Here is a 19,043-nt window from a genome sequence, read left to right as displayed (position 1 = left end):
CACCGGTGATCATGTTTTTAACATAGTCGGCGTGGCCTGGGCAGTCTACGTGTGCGTAGTGGCGAGTCGGGGTGTCGTACTCAACGTGAGAGGTGTTGATGGTGATACCACGAGCTTTTTCTTCTGGTGCGTTATCGATCTGGTCGAATGCACGAGCAGAACCACCGTAGGTTTTTGCCAGAACGGTAGTAATTGCAGCGGTCAGCGTTGTTTTACCATGGTCAACGTGGCCGATAGTACCGACGTTAACGTGCGGTTTTGTACGTTCAAACTTTTCTTTAGACATCGATTGTCCCTCTAAGACACGGATAAATCGGTGATATCACCACATCAACCAGGCGAAATGCCTGAATTGTTGAATACAGTAAAATTGAAACAGAGAGAAACGGGAAGAAGAAGTGAAGTGGTGCTGATACCCAGAGTCGAACTGGGGACCTCACCCTTACCAAGGGTGCGCTCTACCAACTGAGCCATATCAGCACGTATTGGAGCGGGCAGCGGGAATCGAACCCGCATCATCAGCTTGGAAGGCTGAGGTAATAGCCATTATACGATGCCCGCATCCTGAAACTCGGCTACCCAGTTCTTTCTGTAACAAAAAAAGAGATTTCTCTCTTTTTCAGTTTGAGCTGGCTAATTTTTCCAACCAGCTCCGGCGGCATTTACGCTGCCAGAAAGTGGTGGTGGGGGAAGGATTCGAACCTTCGAAGTCTGTGACGGCAGATTTACAGTCTGCTCCCTTTGGCCGCTCGGGAACCCCACCGGACTTGATGGTGCCGACTACCGGAATCGAACTGGTGACCTACTGATTACAAGTCAGTTGCTCTACCTACTGAGCTAAGTCGGCATCAAGTAGCGCGCATTCTATGGATACCTGCGCGGTCATGCAACTAAAAATTTGCATAAAACGTTCTTTCGCTCACATTTTATGCGAACGCAGCGCTAAGCGATGTAAAAGTAGCCATTGCGGGTCAAATAATCAATATACATGCGTGATTTACACCGCATACACCGTAGCGTGACGGCTTCCGCGTTACGCAGCGCTTTCCATCTTTTTTCTTATTATTCCCGCCATCTGGTGTTAACCTCCTGCCCATTGTCCAAAATTAACTGTGTGATGAGCCACGTCCCGGCAGCATAGCGCTGGCTCACTGAAGCATGCTTATGAGCAAAAAAGAGCAAACGTTAATGACGCCTTATCTTCACTTTAACCGCAGCCAGTGGGCTGCCCTGCGTGATTCCGTCCCTATGACGCTGACGGAAGGTGAAATCGCACGGTTAAAAGGGATAAACGAAGATCTGTCCCTGGAAGAGGTGGCAGAAATTTATCTCCCCCTCTCTCGCTTGCTTAACTTCTATATCAGCTCCAACCTGCGCCGTCAGGCGGTGCTGGAGCAGTTCCTCGGCACGAACGGTCAACGCATTCCTTATATCATTAGCATCGCAGGCAGCGTGGCCGTGGGTAAAAGCACCACCGCACGCGTATTGCAGGCGCTATTGAGCCGCTGGCCGGAACACCGCAGCGTTGAGCTGATCACGACTGACGGCTTCCTGCACCCGAACGAGGTATTAAAAGAACGCGGGCTGATGAAGAAGAAGGGCTTCCCGCTCTCTTATGATATGCACCGTCTGGTGAAATTTGTCTCTGACCTGAAATCTGGCGTGCCGCACGTCACGGCGCCAGTCTATTCACACCTGATTTACGACCGCATCCCGGATGGGGATAAAACGGTAGTCCAGCCGGATATCCTGATTCTGGAAGGTTTGAACGTGCTGCAAAGCGGAATGGATTATCCACACGACCCGCATCATGTGTTCGTTTCAGATTTCGTCGATTTCTCAATCTATGTTGATGCGCCGGAAGACCTGCTGCAGAACTGGTATATCAACCGTTTCCTGAAGTTCCGCGAAGGGGCATTCACCGACCCTGACTCCTATTTCCACCACTACGCCCAGCTTTCTGAAGAAGAAGCGATCAATGTGGCGACGGGGCTGTGGAATGAGATCAACTACGTTAACCTCAAAGAGAACATTCTGCCGACGCGCGAGCGCGCGAGCCTGATCCTCACCAAGAGCGAGAAGCACGCCGTCGACCAGATTCGCCTGCGAAAATAGTCAGGCAGACATAAAAAAACCGGCTTAGCGCCGGTTTTTTTCGTTATGCGTGTGGCTTCTCGCCATTTTCATCCTGATCGACCGCGAAGCAGGCAACCAGCTGACCGCCATAATCCTTCAGCTGCGGCTGCAGCTGGGTGCAAGGACCAAAGCGGCGGCTGCAGCGCGCGTTGAAGGCACACCCCGGTGGCGGATTCAGCGGACTGGGCAGTTCCCCCGTCAGCTTAATGCGCTCGCGACGATCGTCCGGGTTCAGACGCGGCGTCGCAGACAGCAGCGCCTGGGTGTACGGATGACGAGGATTATTAAAGATCTGGTCTTTGCTCCCCTTCTCCACGCAGCGCCCCAGATACATCACCATCACTTCATCGGCAATATGCTCCACCACCGACAGGTCGTGGGAGATGAACACGTAAGAGAGCCCCAGATCCTGCTGGAGATCCATCATCAGGTTCAGCACCTGCGCGCGCACGGAGACGTCGAGCGCTGAAACCGGCTCATCGGCAATCACCACGTCCGGATCGAGCATCAGCCCGCGGGCGATGGCGATACGCTGACGCTGCCCGCCGGAGAACATATGCGGGTAGCGGTCGTAATGCTCGGTTTTGAGGCCGACCTTCGCCATCATCGCCAGCGCTTTTTCACGGCGCTGCTCTTTGCTCAGATTGCTGTTAATCAGCAGGGGCTCTTCCAGAATCTGTCCCACTTTTTTACGCGGGTTCAGAGAACCGTACGGGTTCTGGAACACAATCTGGATTTTCTGGCGACGCAGCTTCTGCGCCTGCGGATCGTGCTTGAGCAGATCCTGCCCCTGATAATAGAGCTCACCACCGGTCGGCACTTCAATCATCGTCAGCAGGCGGCCCAGCGTGGATTTACCACAGCCTGACTCCCCCACTACCGCCAGCGTTTTACCGCGTTCGAGGGTAAATGACACGCCGTCCAGCGCTTTCACCAGGCGTTCCGGGGCAAAAATCCCCTTCTTCACCGGGTAGTGTTTTTTCAGGTCGATGGCCTGCAACAGTGGCTGCTGCGTGGTGGCCTGTTGCGTACTCATAGTGTTGGCCTCCCGGCATCATCGAGTGGGTAGTGACATTTCGACTGGCGGCCGTCAGTAAGCTGGTTCAGCTCTGGCTCTTCCGCCCGGCACTTATCCGTCGCGTACGGGCAGCGCGGGTTCAGCAGACAGCCCTGCGGTCGATCATATTTACCCGGAACCACGCCCGGCAGCGAGGCCAGGCGCGCTTTATCCTGGGCAAACTCCGGCAGCGCACGCAGCAGAGCCTGGGTATACGGGTGACGCGGCGCGCGGAAGATATCGTGCGAATTCCCGGTCTCGACCACCTGGCCGGCATACATCACGATGATTTTATGCGCGGCTTCGGCCACCAGCGCCAAATCGTGCGTAATCAGCACCAGCGCCATGTTCTCTTTCTGCTGCAGCTCCAGCAGCAGCTCGATGATTTGCGCCTGAATGGTCACATCCAGTGCCGTTGTCGGTTCATCCGCAATCAGCAGTTTTGGTCGACAGGCAATCGCCATGGCGATCATCACGCGCTGGCTCATCCCACCGGAAAGCTGGTGCGGGTAAACGTCCAGCCGCGATGCCGGGTCAGGAATACCCACCTGGTTCAGCAGGTCGATCGCGCGCTGGCGACGGGTTTTCTTGTTACCGCCCTGGTGCACCTTAATCGCTTCCATAATCTGGAAACCGACCGTGTAGCACGGGTTCAGGCTGGTCATCGGGTCCTGGAAGATCATCGCCACTTCGGCGCCCACCAGCTGGCGGCGCTGTTTCTCAGAAATGCGCTTCAGGTCCTGACCGTTGAACTGCAGGTTTTCCGCCATCACGCGGCCCGGGTAATCAATCAGCCCCATGATGGCCAGTGAACTCACTGACTTACCGGAACCGGACTCCCCGACAATGCCTACCACTTCGCCCTGATTTACGCTGTAGCTGATGCGGTCCACGGCGCGAAACGGGGTGCCTTCGTCGCCGAAGTGCACCGATAATTTATCTACATTTAATAACGCCATCTCGTGCCTCTTACTGCTTCAGTTTGGGATCAAGCGCATCACGCAGACCATCACCCATCAGGTTAAATGCCAGCACCGTCAGCAGGATTGCCAGACCCGGGAAGGTGACAACCCACCAGGCGCTTTGTGCGAACTGCAACACGTCGGAGAGCATGGTGCCCCACTCCGGTGTTGGCGGCTGCGCACCCATGCCCAGGAAGCCAAGAGCGGCCATATCAAGAATGGCGTTAGAGAAACCGAGCGACGCCTGAACGATCAGCGGCGCAAGGCAGTTCGGGAAGATATTGACGAACATCTGGCGCATCGCACCCGCACCCGCCACGCGAGACGCGGTGACGTAGTCGCGGTTCACTTCCACCAGCACCGCCGCACGGGTTAAACGTACGTAGTGGGGAAGCGCCACGAAGGTCAGCGCCAGAGCGGCGTTACCGATCGACGGCCCAAAGATCGCCACCAGCACCAGCGCCAGCAGCAGGCTTGGCAGCGCCAGCATGATGTCGACGATACGCATAATGATGTTATCAACGATGCCGCCGAAGTAACCGGCAACCAGGCCGAGGATAATCCCCATAATCAGGGAGAGCACCACCACCAGACAGCCAACCAGCAGCGACAGGCGCGCGCCGTACATCAGACGCGACAGCACGTCGCGGCCCACATCATCGGTACCCAGCAGGTGCGCCAGACTGCCGCCTTCCTGCCATGCAGGAGGTGCCAGCAGCGCATCGCGGAACTGATCCGCCGGGTTATACGGCGCCAGAAAGTTCGCGAACACCGCAATCAGAATCATGATGGCGACATACACCAGCCCGACTACCGCGCCTTTATTGCGCTTGAAGTAGTGCCAGAACTCCTGCAGCGGCGTCATTGGAACCGGTGCAGCAACAGCTTTGTTTTCAGAAACCTGTGACATGATGGCCCCTTACTTCTTATGACGAATACGCGGGTTCACCACGCCGTACAGCAAATCGACCAGCAGGTTGACGAGGATAATCATCGTCGCGACCAGCAGCACCCCGCCCTGCACCACCGGATAGTCACGGCGTTGCAGCGCATCTATCAGCCAGCGTCCGAGGCCCGGCCAGGAGAAGATGGTTTCCGTCAGGATCGCCCCCGCCAGCAGCGTACCCACCTGGAGGCCGATAACGGTCACCACCGGCAGCATGGCGTTACGCAGCGCGTGGACGATGATGACGCGCATGCGGGTTAACCCTTTGGCGCGCGCGGTACGGATGTAATCTTCGCCCAGCACTTCCAGCATGGAGGAACGGGTCATACGCACGATCACCGCCAGAGGAATGGTGCCGAGCACCATGGCAGGCAGGATCATGTGCGCGACGGCATCAATAAAGTTGCCCTCCTCGCCCCAGATGGCCGTGTCGATCAGCATAAAGCCGGTTAACGGATTGGTATCATCAAGGAAGACCATATCGCTGACGCGCCCGGAGACCGGCGTCAGGTTCAATTGCACCGAGACCAGCATGATCAGCATCATGCCCCACCAGAAGATAGGCATGGAGTAACCGGTCAGCGCCAGACCCACGGCGGTATGATCAAAAATAGAGCCACGCTTAACGGCAGCCAGTACCCCAACGGGAATACCCACCGCAGTGGCGAAAATCATGGCGCAGATGCCAAGCTCCAGCGTCGCTTTAAAACGCGGCACGAACTCGTCCCACACCGGAAGACGGCTTTTTAACGAAATCCCCAAGTCACCGTGCATCACGCCCCAGATATAGTGGAGGTACTGCTGCCACATCGGCTTATCGAGGCCGAGTTCGGCCAGCAGCTGCGCATGACGTTCAGGGGAGATACCACGCTCGCCCGCCATAATCATTACCGGGTCGCCGGGGATCATATGGACGAAGGCAAAAGTGAGAAGGGTGATACCGATAAACGTCGGGATAACAAGTCCCAGACGTCGGAGGATGAACTGCAACATAACCCGGATTCTCTCTGATGACGCACGACCAGTGGCGTGACGTCTGTATTGCTCACAAATGTAAATTCCCTCTCCCGTGGGGAGAGGGTTAGGGTGAGGGGATGCATGCACGCCCCTCACCCCTGCCCTCTCCCAGAGGGAGAGGGAGAACACCCTACTTATTATTCAACCGATACGTTTTCGAAGTGGTGTTTGCCCAGTGGATCAACCACGTAGCCCTTCACTTCTTTACGCACTGGCTCATACACGGTGGAGTGAGCAACAATCAGCGCCGGAGCCTGATCGTGCATAACAACCTGAGCCTGCTTGTAGAGTTCAATACGTTTGTTGTGATCGTCGGTCGCACGCGCCGGCTGAATCAGGTCTTCAAACGGCTTGTAGCACCAGCGAGAGTAGTTAGAGCCGTCTTTTGCCGCCGCACAGCTGAACAGGGTGGCGAAGAAGTTGTCCGGATCCCCGTTGTCACCGGTCCAGCCCATCATCACCGCCTGGTGCTCACCCGCTTTGGCGCGCTTCAGATACTCGCCCCACTCGTAGGTCACAATCTTGGCCTGAACGCCAATTTTCGCCCAGTCAGCCTGGACCATTTCCGCCATACGGCGTGCGTTCGGGTTGTACGGACGCTGTACCGGCATCGCCCACAGCTCGACGGTAAAGCCTTTATCCTGGCCTGCTTCTTTCAGCAGCGCTTTCGCTTTCTCAGGATCGTAGGAGTAGTCCTTAACGTCGTCGTTATAGCCCCACATGGTTGGTGGGATCAGGTTCTTGGCAGCAACGCCCGCGCCCTGGTAAACGGCCTTGATGATCGCTTCTTTGTTCACCGCGTAGGTCAGCGCCTGACGCACTTTCACGTCATCAAACGGTTTCTTCTCGGTGTTGAAGGAGAGATAACCCACGTTCAGGCCCGCCTGCTCCATCAGGTTGATGTTTTTGTCCTGCTTCATGCGCGCGATGTCTGCCGGGTTCGGGTACGGCATAACCTGACATTCGTTTTTCTGCAGTTTAGCGTAACGCACGGACGCATCAGGCGTGATGGAGAAGACCAGACGGTCGATCTGCGGCTTGGTGCCCCAGTAGCCCGGGAAGGCTTTATACAGAATACGGGAGTCTTTCTGGTACTGCAGCAGCTGGAACGGGCCGGTACCGATTGGGTTCAGGTCCACTTTTTCCGGCGTGCCGGCTTTCAGCATATTGTCCGCATACTCTTTAGAGAGAATAGAGGCGAAGTCCATGGCCAGGTCAGCCAGGAATGGCGCTTCCGGACGGGTCAGCACGAACTGAACGGTTTTGTCGTCCACTTTTTTCACTTCAGCGATCAGGTCCGGCAGACCCATCCCTTCAAAGTATTCGTAGCTGCCGCCAGACACTTTGTGGTACGGGTTCTGGGCGTTTTTCTGACGGTCGAAGGAGAACACAACGTCGTCAGCGTTAAAGTCGCGCGTTGGTTTGAATTCTTTGCTGTCCTGCCACTTCACGCCCTGGCGCAGGTGGAAGGTATAGGTTTTACCGTCTTCGCTGATGTCCCACTTCTCGGCCAGACCCGGAATCACTTCCGTGGTGCCGGTTTTGAATTCAACCAGACGGTTATAGATCGGTACAGAGCTTGCGTCGTAAGTCGTACCAGAGGTAAAGAGCTGTGGGTTAAAGCCTTCCGGCGAGCCTTCAGAACAGTAAACCAGGGTTTTTGCCTGTACGCTTGCTGCCACGGTCATAGCCACCAGGCTCAGACCAAGCTTCAGCATCCCTGACTTCTTCAAGGAAATACTCATTATTCTGCTCCAATGTGATGTTTTGCTTTGTTGTGTTACGCCGCCAGACCTTTATTTATTTTTTACCCGGTCCGGTCGGAGGTGCCCGAAGGCGTTAAAGGGATGGAGAATCCTTTCAGAAGAGCGTTTGAGTTGCAGCGCAGATCGTCCCTGAAATGCCCCTCATGCCCTACAATCTGTCAACAGAATGTGAAAACGTCAATACAGGTGACGGGGATTTGCGCCGAGTGTGAGAAACCGCAAACAAAGATTAAAAAAACCCTGAACGCCAGTTTTCAGCAGGGAAATTTATGCTACTCGCCAACTTCCAGCACAAATATCTTCATATTTCGCAACAATCAGTGATTAACTTTTATTCAGAATGGGTAAATTTTCTTGCAGAATGGTGATTATCTGAGCACTAAATACCGCGAACGTTAAAACGCACAGCGAAAAATGCTGAGGTTATCCATAAGCAACGCGAAAAAAGATCAATCTATATATAAAAAAATACAATGGATTATGTCACAAAATCGTTAACACGCAGGGAGAAGCGGGGATAAAGGGCGTTTTGCTGAATCAGGATAGGTAAGCCGTTAATGCAAAAAGGGCTAACCTTGCGGTTAGCCCTTTTCAGAATGTGGTCGGCGAGAGAGGATTCGAACCTCCGACCCACTGGTCCCAAACCAGTTGCGCTACCAAGCTGCGCTACTCGCCGAATGCGGAGCGCATCTTACTGCTGAGGTGCGCCCCCGTCAATCCCTTATTTTCAAAAAGCCATTCAACTGGCGATATTCTCGCCAGAGCAGCTACTGCGCGGCTTTTGCGGTGTTATCAGGGAGTTTACACCAGTTGTTGTTTTCGTTAATCCCACCGTTCGGTGAGGTATAGCCGAGACAACCCATAATGGTGTCGTACAGCTCAACGTGACGGCGCGGTACCTTGATTTCTGCCTGCTGTTTCAGATGGGCAAACATTTTGGCTTTGTCTGGGTTCTCCAGGTACTTATCGGACATCCACATGATCATCGGCACGCGGAACTGCTCCGGCGGTGCCAGCTTGCGCGGCGTTCCGTGCAGGTGCTCTTTCTCGTTGATGGACTCGCCGTGGTCCGCGGCGTAGATAACAATCGCTTTTTTATCACGCAGCTGGTCGATTACGCGGCTCAGGAACGTATCCACATACAGAACGGAGTTATCGTAGGCGTTGATCAGCTCCTGCTTGCTGCAGTTTTTATTAATGCCAACGCACTCCGGTTTCCACTTCGCGAAATCGCGGGTATAGCGCTGGTAATAGCTGTAGTGCGACCCTTTGGTATGAAGAATGACAAGATGCTTACCTTTTGGATGGTTTTTCAGCGACTGCTCCATCTCGGAGAGCAGCAGCATGTCATCAACGTTCTTTCCACGGTTACGCGGCTCGGCGCCAATCTGCTCACGATAGGCGATGTTATCCGCCATGGTGTTGGTGTAGAACCACATTTCACTTTGCATGGCGAACAGATCGGAGCTAAATCCAAGCTGCTTCAAAACCGCAAATACGTTTTGCTCTTTAAGGGTACGCTGCGGGTTATCGCTCGCCCCGCCTTCACGCACAAACATACAGCGCAGCGAGAGCTTCGTGGCGGTATCGCAGGAATAGCCGCGGTAAGCCACCAGATTCTTTTCCTGCGCCAGTTTCGGGGTGGTATCACGGTCATAACCGAGCATACCCATATGATCCCAGCGCGTCGTTTCGCCGATGACAAAGACCACGTAAGTATCATCCAGCCCGTCAGCCGGCGCCTGGTAGGTGAACTTTTTGGTCGGGTTAATCAGCGATTTCACATCGCTGGATTCGTCCGCCTGTGCCCAGGCGTACAGACCTAACGCGGACAGCCAGTTGGACGGCAGATACGAGTTAGCCACCACGCCGCCATAGCTTGGCATATCTACGCCCGTCGCTTTTTCGATCCGTTTTTGCTGTTTTTCCATCAGGCGAATCGGCGCCCACACCAGCAGGCCCGCCAGCAGAACGACGGCGATATTGCGGATGCGCTGTCCCCGGGTACGCAGCTGGCGTAACAGGGTATAGCGGCAGGTATTACTCCAGATAAAGAAGAGCGGGATCAGGCAGGTCAAAATCGTCCACATGATGAACCCTTGACCCACCACCTCTTTCGAGAGGTCGATATCCGTGGTCATCACCGAGGCAACAATACCGTAGCCAATGACCACGTTCATGAATGTCATGTAATAGCTTGCGGCGGCAGAAATAATCACCACCAGCGAGGCCAGAATTTGCCAGGTACGACGCCCAAACAGAGAGAGCAGGCGTAACAGGAAGAAGGTTGCCAGGATAGAACCAAACACTTCAATGGCGGCAAAAATTCCATTTCTTACGGTGAGGTGTTCAAAATAACCTTCCACGCGTCTGAACAGTACCGCGCCATTCAGAAACAAACCGATATAGACAGCCAGCATCAGACATAATCTTTGCTGGGTAAGAGACCTAATATATTTCATGCAAACAACCCTGGGGGAAGGGGTATAAAGACCCGCCGAATCTCATCGAGAAAGCAGACAGAGTAAGTAGATGCGAGAGAAACCGTTATCAGAAACGTCCACAAGCGCGATAAGTAGACCACAGCGGGGAAAAAAAGTGGCAACAGAGAGTGTGATCGATGAAGATTTTTACAAAATAACGGGTCTGGCAGCGATGCGGAGATAAAAAAAGAGGCCCGGCGGCCTCCTTTTATCGAATCATGCGTGCGCTTCTTTATACACTTCACGCTGCGGCTGACGGATAGTCGTGGACAGCGCCAGCGAAATAATCAGCAGGGCAAAGATTACGCAGAAGGTGACATAGAACCCGCCAAACAGCGAGGCAATCAGCGAACCGCAAATACTGCCGATACCGAAGCCGAGATAAATGACGCCGTAGTTTTTCGCCAGGTTATTCAGGCCGAAGAACTCGCTCACCAGCGACGGGAAGACGGTAATGGTGCCGCCGAAGTTAAAGGCCACGCAGGCAATCGCGGCAAAGAAGGTTGCTTCATTCAGCGGTGCAAACAGCAGGGCCGCCATTCCCACCAGCGAAACCACCTGCCCAATCGTAATCACGCGGATGCGGGCAATTTTGTCAGACAGAATACCGAGCACCAGACGGCCCGAGAGGTTAGCGATGGAGATGACCGTCACCGCATTCGCCGCCGTCGCGGCATCCAGTTTGACCATCCCCTGCGCGATATCTTTTGCCACGCCGATAACATACAGACCGCTCATGCAGGCCGTCAGGAACATCACCGCCAGCATCCAGTACTGCGGTTTACGCATGGACTGTGCGAGGGTGAAATCGTTCTCCACCACGCCGTTAACGGATTTCACTTCCTGCTGCGGCGCATCTTTCATCAGCGTGGCGCCAAACAGAATCATCACCAGGACGATAGCCCCCCAGATCATGAACGTTTTTTCGAGGCCAACGGACGCCAGCAGTTGAGAGTCGATAAATTTAAAGCCGAGGCTGCCCAGGCCATAGGAGCCGATAGCAAACGCGGAGATTAAGCCTTTACGCTCCGGGAACCACTTCACGCAGTTCGACAGCGTCAGCAGGTAACCTGCACCGTCTGCCAGACCCACCAGCACGCCGGCGCTCAGCCACAGCATCATCAGGTTGCTGGAATGCGCCGTCAGGAAAAAGCCCAGGCCCAGCAGTATGCCGGACGCCATGGTCACGCGCTTCACGCCGAAACGTTCCTGCAGCTTGCCCGCGACGGAAGACGAAATCGCCAGACCCAGGCTCAGCAGGCCGAAGGAAAACGCGACCTGGCTGACCGGGGCACCGAGTTTGTCAGAAAGCGCGCTGTTAAACAGGCTCCAGGTATAGACCGATCCCAGCGCGAACTGGGTGACGATGGTGCCGAAGAGCGTGAGCCAGCGCGTACGGTTATAGGTTGATGTATTCATGGCCGTTGTCCTGCAACAGAAATTAAGGGAATTCGCTGAGGACAACGATAAACAAAACCTTAATACCGATGGGGTAAAACGTCATGAAATACAGAAATAACGGAATGAAATGCCTGGAATCGGGAATGAACGACCTTGCCGGTGAAGAAAGCGATAGCAGGTTAGTGCCTGCTATCGCTGTAAAGCCTGTGGTTATTGTTTTTAAGATGTTATCGTAACGTTTAAAAAAGTAACAATCCTAAAAATTCGCGCTCACCCCCAGGGTATAGAGAAACTCTTCGCCGGTGGTGGTGCGTTCCCCCTGCGCCAGCGACGCATAGGCCGCCATGTGCGTATTAAACGGAATGTCCGTTCCCACGGTGACGTCCATCCAGTTACCGTTTTGGGCAGGAGCCGGCGTTTGAGGCATGCCAAACTGCGATTTCCACTGGTTTTCACCAAACTGCTGGTTATAGCTAATCTGCGCCCAGGGACGGAGATCGCCGTACTGGGTATTCACGCGCCAGCCTAGCGTACTCACGCTGGCATGCCAGAGCGGATCGGCGAGCGTCTGCGTCGTCGCGCTATCACCAAACTCATTGATCATCATCGGCGTCGAGCCGTCATACCGCCAGGCCATCACCGGACCGGTGGTGACCCGCGCTGAAACCGGAAAATTCCAGCCTACGCTCATCGCCGCTTCCGTTTTCGCACCAGAGGGCACAGCCAGGGCCAGCCCCGGCGAATTTTGGGAAGACTGAATACGCTCAGCCAGAATATCCTCATAACGCGGTTGGTGATCCGCGTCCCATGTATAGCGTTCCGCCGTATTATTTTGGGCGTCTGAAACGATATATTCCTGTTGCCAGGCAGACGCTGTATTACACAACAACAGGCAGGCTGAAATCCCCACCAGGCCAGAAACAGCATGGCGACCACTGATTTTTTTTATCATCATCAAAGCGACCCCAGAGAGAGCCGAATTCGGCGATATTTGTCGTTATTCAGGAAGACTTTAGAGAGCATATGGCCCTGTATTAACTATTGTCTTTATACCAGGCACGTCAAGACTGACGGAATGAAAATTTTGCGAAATTCAGTATCAATAAGGGAGATGACGGATGGAACGTTGCGGTTGGGTAAGCCAGGATCAGCTTTATATCGACTATCACGATCGGGAATGGGGCATACCGGAGACGGATGGCAAAAAACTCTTTGAGATGATCTGCCTGGAGGGCCAGCAGGCGGGGTTATCATGGATTACGGTACTGAAGAAACGCGAAAATTACCGCAACGCCTTCCACCAGTTCGATCCCGTTGCCGTCGCCGCCATGACCGAAGATGACGTAGAGCGGCTGGTGCAGGATGCCGGTATCATCCGCCATCGCGGTAAAATCCAGGCCATCATCGGCAACGCCCGCGCCTGGCTGGCGATGGAACAAAACGGCGAATCGTTCTCAGAGTTTGTCTGGTCGTTCGTGAATAACGATCCGCAAATCACGCAGGCTGCCACGCTGGCGGAGATCCCGGCGTCCACGCCTGCGTCTGACGCGCTATCTAAGGCACTGAAAAAACGCGGCTTTAAGTTTGTCGGCTCCACCATCTGCTACGCCTTTATGCAGGCCTGTGGCCTGGTCAACGACCATGTCACCGGCTGCTTCTGTCATCCGGGGAGGCAACATGATCCGCAAATGGCAAAGTGAAAATGCCGATCCGCTCCTGAGCCTGTGGCTTGAAAGCACCACCGAGGCGCACCCGTTTATTAGCGCAAGCTACTGGAAGGAGAACGAAGCCATGGTACGGGAGGTCTACCTGCCCGCAGCGGAAACCTGGGTATGGGAAGAGAACGGCACGCCGCGCGGGTTTATCAGCGTCATACAGTCGCAGTTTGTGGGGGCGCTGTTCGTTACGCCAGCGTATATCGGAAAAGGCATCGGGCGCGCGCTGCTGAACCATGTTCAACAGCGCTTCCCGCACTTAAGCCTGGAGGTGTATCAGAAAAACGTCCGGGCGGTGAATTTCTATCACGCTCAGGGCTTTCGCATTGAAGACAGCGCCTGGCAGGATGATACCCAGCACCCGACGTGGATTATGAGCTGGCAGGCGGATCAAACGCCGTTAAGGTAAGTTCCGGACCCTCGTATTTCTCAACCCAGGCCAGCGCCGTGTTCCCCGCGCAACCATTCCCCAGCTTCGAGCTGGGGAGATCTTTGGTCAGCACGTTAACCGCCCCATTTTTACAGATACCGCCTTCGGCGGGCTCAAGGTCAGGCCATGCTCCCTGATGTATACAGATTACGCCTGGCTTAATGCCGTCGCTGACCACCGCCCCTGCCAGCACCTGTCCACGCTGGTTCCAGACGCGCACCACGTCACCGTCCGCAATCCCACGCGCTTTGGCGTCAAGGGCGTTCAGCGTAATCGGCTCTCGCCCGGCGACCGCATACTGCTCGCGCAGAGAGGTGTAGTTAAGCTGACTGTGCAGACGATGCGCCGGATGGGCAGACAGCACCTGCAGCTGCTCCGGCTGAGCATTGCCGTGCCACTCGTCCGGCTCCAGCCACGAAGGGTGTGGCGGACAATCGGCATATCCAAAGCTGGCGATGCGCTCGCTGTAGATCACAATCTTGCCGCTCTCGGTTTTCAGCGGATGGTTCTCCGGGTCGCGGCGGAAATCGGCGAAACGGACAAACCGGGCGTTCTGTTCGCTCTCCGGCATTTCGATAATCTGGTTCGCCTCCCAGAACTCAGCAAATGGCGGAAGCGCCACCCCCTGCGCCGCACCGCGCTGCCCGGCGATCTGATAGAAACTCTCCAGCCACTGCAGGTCATTTTTCCCTTCGGTAAAGCGTTCGCGACCGCCCGCTTCCCACCGCTCGCTCAGTTCGGCAAACACGTCGAAATCATCACGCGCTTCATCACGCGGGGCCACCACGCGCTTCATCGGCACCATGTGCTGGTTGCTGTAATCGCCGGTCATGGTGAGATCGTTACGCTCAAACGACGTGGTCGCCGGCAGCACGATGTCGGCGTGTTTGGCCGAGGCGGTCCAGAAGCACTCGGAAATCACTACCAGCTCCGGCTTTTGCCAGGAGCGGATCAGGCGATTGGTATCCTGATGGTGCGTGAAGTTCGCCCCGCCCGCCCACCAGACAAACTTAATGTCCGGGAAGTGACGGTCCAGACCGTTATGCTGATAAAAACCGCCCGGATTTTCCAGGGCTTCAACGATTCGCGCCACCGGGATTTTATCCACGGCATCCACGCCGCCCTGCACCGAGCCCTGCAGGGACGCCAGCACCGCCGCTTTACGCGTTGGGTTACCGCCGTTCGCAAAGTGATAGGAAAGACCAAAACCGCCGCCCGGCGTGCCAATCTGTCCGAGCATCGCGGCAAGCGTCACCAGCATCCAGTGTTTCTGCTCGCCGAACTGCTGGCGCTGCATCCCCCAGCCGGACATGAGCATCGTGGTATTTTTATGGAATAGTGCCGCCAGTTCGCGGATTTTCTCGGCAGGAACGCCGCAAATTTCCGCGGCCCACTCTGCCGTTTTCACTACCCCATCGGATTGGCCCGTCAGGTAGTCGGCGAATTTATCGTAGCCGGAGGTGCAGCGGGCAAGGAAATCGCGGTCGTGCCAGCCGTTCTCCACCAGCGTATGCGCGATGCCCAGCATCATCGCCACGTCGGTGCCCATATGCGGAGCAATCCACTCGGCGCTGTCGCCGAAGAAATCCATGGTTTCAGAACGCATCGGATCAATGCAGATGATGCGCTTGCCGCTTTTGCGCAGCGCGTCGAAATACCCAATCCCCTGCTCGTCGCTGGCATTCCAGGCAATTTTCAGCGTGTTCAGCGGGTTAGCGCTCCACAGCACCACCACGTCGGTGTGCTCCAGCACCAGCGGCCAGCTGGTCTGCTGCTGGTACACTTCGTTTCCCCCCACGACGTACGGCATGATCGCCTGCGCCGCGCCGGTCGAGTAGTCGCCCAGATGACCGGTATAGCCTCCCGCCAGGCTCATGTAGCGCTGCAGCAGGGTCGAGGCCTTGTGCAGAACGCCGTTCGAACGCCAGCCGTAAGAGCCGGCAAAAATGGACGATGGACCATAGCTGTCGCGAATGCGCTTATGCTGCGTATGGATCAGCGCCAGCGCGTCGTCCCAGCTCACGCGAACAAACTCATTCTGACCACGGATCCCCTGCGGCTTGTCCGGCGAGGCCAGAAAGCCTTTGCGCACCATCGGCCAGCGCACGCGCGTTTTGCTGTGCACCTGATCGCGAACGACGGTCTGTAACGAATTGGGATGTTGTGTTGGCAGTGCCCCGCGGGAGGACAGAACATTTTCGCCATCGGTTTCGACCAGCATCGGCCCCCAGTGGGCGGCGGTCAGAATGGTTTTTGTTGAGGTGCTCAAGCGTGCGCTCCTGGTTGCGTGCAGGTTTTACGGCCTTCTCGTTGAGGCCGTTTATGGTTTGTCACAAATTTCAGAGTTATACCCGGAATTTTCTCCGTATCTGGACGTCATAATCAACTGCCACGCTCGCCGTGGCAAAGAATAAAAAGGATTAAGGAAAGAAGATGAAAAAACGCGTACTCGTTATTGCCGCTCTGGTGAGCGGTGCACTGGCTGTTTCTGGCTGCACAACCAACCCTTATACCGGTGAGCGCGAAGCGGGTAAATCCGGCATCGGCGCAGGCATCGGCTCGCTGGTAGGCGCAGGCGTTGGGGCGCTCTCCTCCTCCAAGAAAGACCGCGGCAAAGGTGCGCTGATTGGCGCAGCAGCTGGCGCGGCCCTGGGCGGCGGCGTCGGTTATTACATGGACGTACAGGAAGCAAAACTGCGCGACAAAATGAAGGGAACCGGCGTGAGCGTCACCCGCAGCGGCGACAACATCATCCTGAACATGCCGAACAACGTGACCTTTGACAGCAGCAGCGCCACGCTGAAACCTGCGGGCGCGAACACCCTGACCGGCGTGGCGATGGTGCTGAAAGAGTACAACAAGACCGCAGTTAACGTGATTGGCTACACCGACAGCACCGGCGGCCAGGATCTGAACATGCGTCTGTCTCAGCAGCGCGCCGATTCCGTGGCCAGCTCCCTGATTACCCAGGGCGTTGAAGCGAACCGCATCCGCACCAGCGGCATGGGTCCTGCCAACCCTATCGCCAGCAACAGCACGGCGGAAGGTAAAGCGCAGAACCGTCGCGTAGAGATTACGTTGAGCCCGATTCAGTAGGTAAAAGCAAAACGGCAACCCCGTTGCCGTTTTTAGTGTTTGCGCCCTCTCCCGTGGGAGAGGGTTGGGGTGAGGGCATCAAGCAGCACCTTCCATAATGAACCACTTGCCATCGTTGATTTTCCCGCTAAGGTATTCTCACTAAATTTAGGGAAATCAGCGATGAGCAAACCAGCCCGGGCCACCATCAGCGACGTGGCGAAAGCCGCCAAAACCGGTAAAACCAGCATTTCGCGCTACCTTAACGGCGAGAAACATCTGCTGTCCGACGCATTGCTGGCGCGTATTGAACAGGCTATCGCCGATCTCGACTACCGCCCCAGCCTGATGGCGCGCGGGCTCAAACGCGGCCGCACCCGACTGATTGGCCTTATCATCGCCGATATCACCAACCCCTACTCCGTCAACGTCCTCAGCGGTATTGAAGCCGCCTGCCGCGAGAAGGGTTTTACGCCGCTGGTCTGTAATACCAATAACGAGGTTGACCAGGAGCTGCACTACCTCGATCTGCTGCGCAGCTACCAGGTGGAAGGGATTGTGGTTAACGCGGTAGGCATGCGTGAAGAGGGCCTGAACCGCCTGCAGCAATCCTCCCTGCCCATGGTCCTCATCGACCGTAAAATCCCGGAATTCGCCTGCGATGTGGTTGGGCTGGATAACACCCAGGCAGCCACAACCGCGACCGAGCACCTGATCGAACAGGGCTTCGAAGCGATTCTGTTCCTGAGCGAACCGCTGGGCATGGTAAATACCCGACGCGATCGCCTGGCGGCATTTCGCGCCACGCTTGCCCGTTATCCCGGCGCGATCGCCGAAAATGCCGAAACGCCGCTTCACGAAGCCGACCAGATCGACAACACCCTGCGCCAGTTCCATACCCGCCATCGCGGGATGCGCAAAGCCGTTATCTCAGCCAACGGGGCGCTGACGCTTCAGGTCGCCCGCTCGCTTAAGCGCATTGGCCTGCACTGGGGCAGCGATATCGGTCTGCTGGGCTTTGATGAGCTGGAGTGGGCGGAGCTGGCAGGCGTAGGCATTACGACCCTTAAACAACCCACCTGGCAGATTGGTTATGCTGCTGTAGAACAAGTAGTTCGTCGTATTGAAGGCACCCGCGATGCCGTACGCGAGCAGGTCTTCTCTGGCGAGCTGATCGTTCGCGGCTCCACCGCCCGTTAATTCCCCCTTGTGATACCGATCATAAATTCGACATCCTGAACTTTTCTTTGGAACCGGTTCCATCTAGCGTAATAGTATTGATATGTTGCGATGGAGTCCGGAGATGGGCAGGAAAATCATGGTGGTCACCGCCGCGTATGGCGCGGAACAGGTGCGACAGGCAGGCGGTCAGCGGGCGATGCTGCCCGTTATTGCAGGCGCAGGGGCAGACGGCGTGGAGATCCGCCGCGAGCTGTTCAACAGCGAAGAGCTGCTGGCGCTGCCCGCACTGAGCGAATCCATTGAGCTGATGGGTCTGCTGGCGTGCTACTCTGCGCCCGCCGCCCTGTTTATGTCCGACGGCACTCTCAACCCGGACCTGCCCCGCTATCTCTCTGAGGCCAACACCCTTAACGCCCTGTGGCTGAAGGTTTCCCTGGGCCATTTCCGCGACGCGCAGCCTCTCGACGCCCTGCGCGCCCTGCTGAACGCCAGCGGTATGGCGCTTGTCGTGGAGAACGATCAGACCGACTGCGGGCAGCTCGCGCCCATGCGGCGCTTCCAGACCGCCTGCCGGGAACTGGCCTTGCCCGTCACGCTGACCTTCGACATGGGCAACTGGCTGTGGGTCGGCGACTCCCCCGAAGAGGCCGCGCGTCACCTGGCCCCTGCGGTGAGCTATATCCACGTTAAAGCCGCCGTTCCGCATAAAGATAACTTCCGCGCCGTGGCGCCGGACCGCGCAGATGCGCGCTGGCTGGATCTGCTCGGCCAGCTGCCTGCAGATGCCCCGCGCGGTATCGAGTTCCCGCTGGAAGGGGCGGATTTGACCGCCGTTACCCGCCATTACGTCAACCTGCTGCGCGAGGAGTAAAC

General features: G+C 56.1%; 16 protein-coding genes and 5 tRNA genes. 6 read left to right on the top strand and 15 right to left on the bottom strand.

The window, feature by feature from the left end; translation table 11 throughout:
* The 5 genes from OSH03_RS15715 to OSH03_RS15695 form a co-directional block, all read right to left on the bottom strand.
* The coding region (locus OSH03_RS15715) for a GTP-binding protein (protein WP_047024907.1) at window positions 1–286 on the bottom strand (286 nt) is incomplete at its 3' end.
* 118 nt (window positions 287–404) lie between these two features.
* Window positions 405–480: transfer RNA gene (locus tag OSH03_RS15710), tRNA-Thr, on the bottom strand.
* A gap of 6 nt (window positions 481–486) precedes the next feature.
* Window positions 487–561, bottom strand: a tRNA-Gly gene (locus OSH03_RS15705).
* Window positions 562–678: 117 nt separating this feature from the next.
* Window positions 679–763 (bottom strand) — tRNA-Tyr (locus tag OSH03_RS15700).
* Between the two features lie 8 nt (window positions 764–771).
* Window positions 772–847: transfer RNA gene (locus OSH03_RS15695), tRNA-Thr, on the bottom strand.
* Between the two features lie 317 nt (window positions 848–1,164).
* Here OSH03_RS15695 and coaA point away from each other — a divergent pair.
* The gene (gene coaA, locus OSH03_RS15690) at window positions 1,165–2,115 is read left to right on the top strand and encodes a type I pantothenate kinase (RefSeq protein ID WP_032654569.1); all 951 of its coding nucleotides are present in this window, start codon (window positions 1,165–1,167) and stop codon (window positions 2,113–2,115) included.
* 43 nt (window positions 2,116–2,158) lie between these two features.
* Here the strand turns inward: coaA and dppF are convergent, their stop codons facing one another.
* From dppF to OSH03_RS15645, 9 genes are all read right to left on the bottom strand, one after another.
* Window positions 2,159–3,172 (bottom strand): dipeptide ABC transporter ATP-binding subunit DppF, encoded by a 1,014-nt coding sequence (gene dppF / locus OSH03_RS15685; RefSeq protein ID WP_266179525.1) that lies wholly within the window; start codon window positions 3,170–3,172, stop codon window positions 2,159–2,161.
* Window positions 3,169–4,152, bottom strand: a complete 984-nt coding sequence (gene dppD, locus OSH03_RS15680; protein ID WP_266179524.1) for a dipeptide ABC transporter ATP-binding protein — start codon at window positions 4,150–4,152, stop codon at window positions 3,169–3,171. Before dppD ends, dppF begins: the two co-directional genes overlap by 4 nt.
* A gap of 10 nt (window positions 4,153–4,162) precedes the next feature.
* Complete coding sequence (gene dppC / locus OSH03_RS15675) at window positions 4,163–5,065, bottom strand: dipeptide ABC transporter permease DppC (protein ID WP_061096570.1); 903 nt, start codon at window positions 5,063–5,065, stop codon at window positions 4,163–4,165.
* Window positions 5,066–5,074: 9 nt separating this feature from the next.
* Complete coding sequence (dppB, locus tag OSH03_RS15670) at window positions 5,075–6,094, bottom strand: dipeptide ABC transporter permease DppB (RefSeq protein ID WP_028015092.1); 1,020 nt, start codon at window positions 6,092–6,094, stop codon at window positions 5,075–5,077.
* Between the two features lie 161 nt (window positions 6,095–6,255).
* Window positions 6,256–7,863 carry a dipeptide ABC transporter periplasmic-binding protein DppA gene (dppA, locus tag OSH03_RS15665; RefSeq protein ID WP_028015091.1) on the bottom strand — a complete coding sequence of 536 codons (1,608 nt, stop codon included), beginning with the start codon at window positions 7,861–7,863 and terminating at the stop codon, window positions 6,256–6,258.
* 620 nt (window positions 7,864–8,483) lie between these two features.
* Window positions 8,484–8,560 (bottom strand) — tRNA-Pro (locus tag OSH03_RS15660).
* Between the two features lie 91 nt (window positions 8,561–8,651).
* The gene (gene eptB, locus OSH03_RS15655) at window positions 8,652–10,346 is read right to left on the bottom strand and encodes a kdo(2)-lipid A phosphoethanolamine 7''-transferase (RefSeq protein ID WP_253540309.1); all 1,695 of its coding nucleotides are present in this window, start codon (window positions 10,344–10,346) and stop codon (window positions 8,652–8,654) included.
* Between the two features lie 237 nt (window positions 10,347–10,583).
* On the bottom strand, window positions 10,584–11,786 hold the full coding sequence (locus OSH03_RS15650) for an L-lactate MFS transporter (RefSeq protein ID WP_061096573.1): 1,203 nt from the start codon (window positions 11,784–11,786) through the stop codon (window positions 10,584–10,586).
* A gap of 238 nt (window positions 11,787–12,024) precedes the next feature.
* Entirely contained in the window at window positions 12,025–12,723 is a 699-nt protein-coding gene (locus OSH03_RS15645; protein ID WP_061096574.1) for an autotransporter domain-containing protein, read from the bottom strand.
* A gap of 163 nt (window positions 12,724–12,886) precedes the next feature.
* Between OSH03_RS15645 and tag the strand changes: the two genes are divergently transcribed.
* Together tag and OSH03_RS15635 are read left to right on the top strand one after the other, a co-directional pair.
* Window positions 12,887–13,468 (top strand): DNA-3-methyladenine glycosylase I, encoded by a 582-nt coding sequence (tag, locus tag OSH03_RS15640; RefSeq protein ID WP_151412692.1) that lies wholly within the window; start codon window positions 12,887–12,889, stop codon window positions 13,466–13,468.
* The gene (locus OSH03_RS15635; protein ID WP_061096576.1) at window positions 13,446–13,892 is read left to right on the top strand and encodes an N-acetyltransferase; all 447 of its coding nucleotides are present in this window, start codon (window positions 13,446–13,448) and stop codon (window positions 13,890–13,892) included. Before tag ends, OSH03_RS15635 begins: the two co-directional genes overlap by 23 nt.
* Here OSH03_RS15635 and OSH03_RS15630 read toward each other — a convergent pair.
* Entirely contained in the window at window positions 13,855–16,134 is a 2,280-nt protein-coding gene (locus tag OSH03_RS15630) for a molybdopterin guanine dinucleotide-containing S/N-oxide reductase (protein ID WP_266179533.1), read from the bottom strand. The two genes, OSH03_RS15635 and OSH03_RS15630, sit on opposite strands and share 38 nt — an antisense overlap.
* Window positions 16,135–16,346: 212 nt before the next feature.
* On the opposite strand from OSH03_RS15630, the gene OSH03_RS15625 reads away from it, so the two are divergent.
* From OSH03_RS15625 to OSH03_RS15615, 3 genes are all read left to right on the top strand, one after another.
* Window positions 16,347–17,009 (top strand): OmpA family lipoprotein, encoded by a 663-nt coding sequence (locus OSH03_RS15625; RefSeq protein WP_266179523.1) that lies wholly within the window; start codon window positions 16,347–16,349, stop codon window positions 17,007–17,009.
* Between the two features lie 162 nt (window positions 17,010–17,171).
* Window positions 17,172–18,188 (top strand): LacI family DNA-binding transcriptional regulator, encoded by a 1,017-nt coding sequence (locus tag OSH03_RS15620; RefSeq protein ID WP_061096578.1) that lies wholly within the window; start codon window positions 17,172–17,174, stop codon window positions 18,186–18,188.
* Window positions 18,189–18,291: 103 nt separating this feature from the next.
* On the top strand, window positions 18,292–19,041 hold the full coding sequence (locus OSH03_RS15615; RefSeq protein ID WP_061096579.1) for a sugar phosphate isomerase/epimerase family protein: 750 nt from the start codon (window positions 18,292–18,294) through the stop codon (window positions 19,039–19,041).
* Window positions 19,042–19,043 lie beyond the last annotated feature (2 nt).

The sequence above is a fragment of the Enterobacter nematophilus genome (genome assembly GCF_026344075.1).
Classification (GTDB): Bacteria; Pseudomonadota; Gammaproteobacteria; order Enterobacterales; family Enterobacteriaceae; genus Enterobacter; species Enterobacter nematophilus.
The sequence above is the reverse complement of the archived record's forward strand: the minus strand, read 5'-3'. Positions and strand labels throughout refer to the sequence as shown.

What these genes read in the sequence shown, in the direction of transcription:
- OSH03_RS15635 (WP_061096576.1), top strand. Translation starts at nt 13,446, where the DNA reads ATGATCCGCAAATGGCAAAGTGAAAATGCCGATCCGCTCCTGAGCCTG.
- OSH03_RS15630 (WP_266179533.1), bottom strand. Translation starts at nt 16,134, where the DNA reads ATGCTGGTCGAAACCGATGGCGAAAATGTTCTGTCCTCCCGCGGGGCA.
- dppA (WP_028015091.1), bottom strand. Translation starts at nt 7,863, where the DNA reads ATGAGTATTTCCTTGAAGAAGTCAGGGATGCTGAAGCTTGGTCTGAGC.
- dppC (WP_061096570.1), bottom strand. Translation starts at nt 5,065, where the DNA reads ATGTCACAGGTTTCTGAAAACAAAGCTGTTGCTGCACCGGTTCCAATG.
- dppF (WP_266179525.1), bottom strand. Translation starts at nt 3,172, where the DNA reads ATGAGTACGCAACAGGCCACCACGCAGCAGCCACTGTTGCAGGCCATC.
- coaA (WP_032654569.1), top strand. Translation starts at nt 1,165, where the DNA reads ATGAGCAAAAAAGAGCAAACGTTAATGACGCCTTATCTTCACTTTAAC.
- OSH03_RS15625 (WP_266179523.1), top strand. Translation starts at nt 16,347, where the DNA reads ATGAAAAAACGCGTACTCGTTATTGCCGCTCTGGTGAGCGGTGCACTG.
- tag (WP_151412692.1), top strand. Translation starts at nt 12,887, where the DNA reads ATGGAACGTTGCGGTTGGGTAAGCCAGGATCAGCTTTATATCGACTAT.
- OSH03_RS15615 (WP_061096579.1), top strand. Translation starts at nt 18,292, where the DNA reads ATGGGCAGGAAAATCATGGTGGTCACCGCCGCGTATGGCGCGGAACAG.
- OSH03_RS15650 (WP_061096573.1), bottom strand. Translation starts at nt 11,786, where the DNA reads ATGAATACATCAACCTATAACCGTACGCGCTGGCTCACGCTCTTCGGC.
- dppB (WP_028015092.1), bottom strand. Translation starts at nt 6,094, where the DNA reads ATGTTGCAGTTCATCCTCCGACGTCTGGGACTTGTTATCCCGACGTTT.
- eptB (WP_253540309.1), bottom strand. Translation starts at nt 10,346, where the DNA reads ATGAAATATATTAGGTCTCTTACCCAGCAAAGATTATGTCTGATGCTG.
- OSH03_RS15645 (WP_061096574.1), bottom strand. Translation starts at nt 12,723, where the DNA reads ATGATGATAAAAAAAATCAGTGGTCGCCATGCTGTTTCTGGCCTGGTG.
- dppD (WP_266179524.1), bottom strand. Translation starts at nt 4,152, where the DNA reads ATGGCGTTATTAAATGTAGATAAATTATCGGTGCACTTCGGCGACGAA.
- OSH03_RS15620 (WP_061096578.1), top strand. Translation starts at nt 17,172, where the DNA reads ATGAGCAAACCAGCCCGGGCCACCATCAGCGACGTGGCGAAAGCCGCC.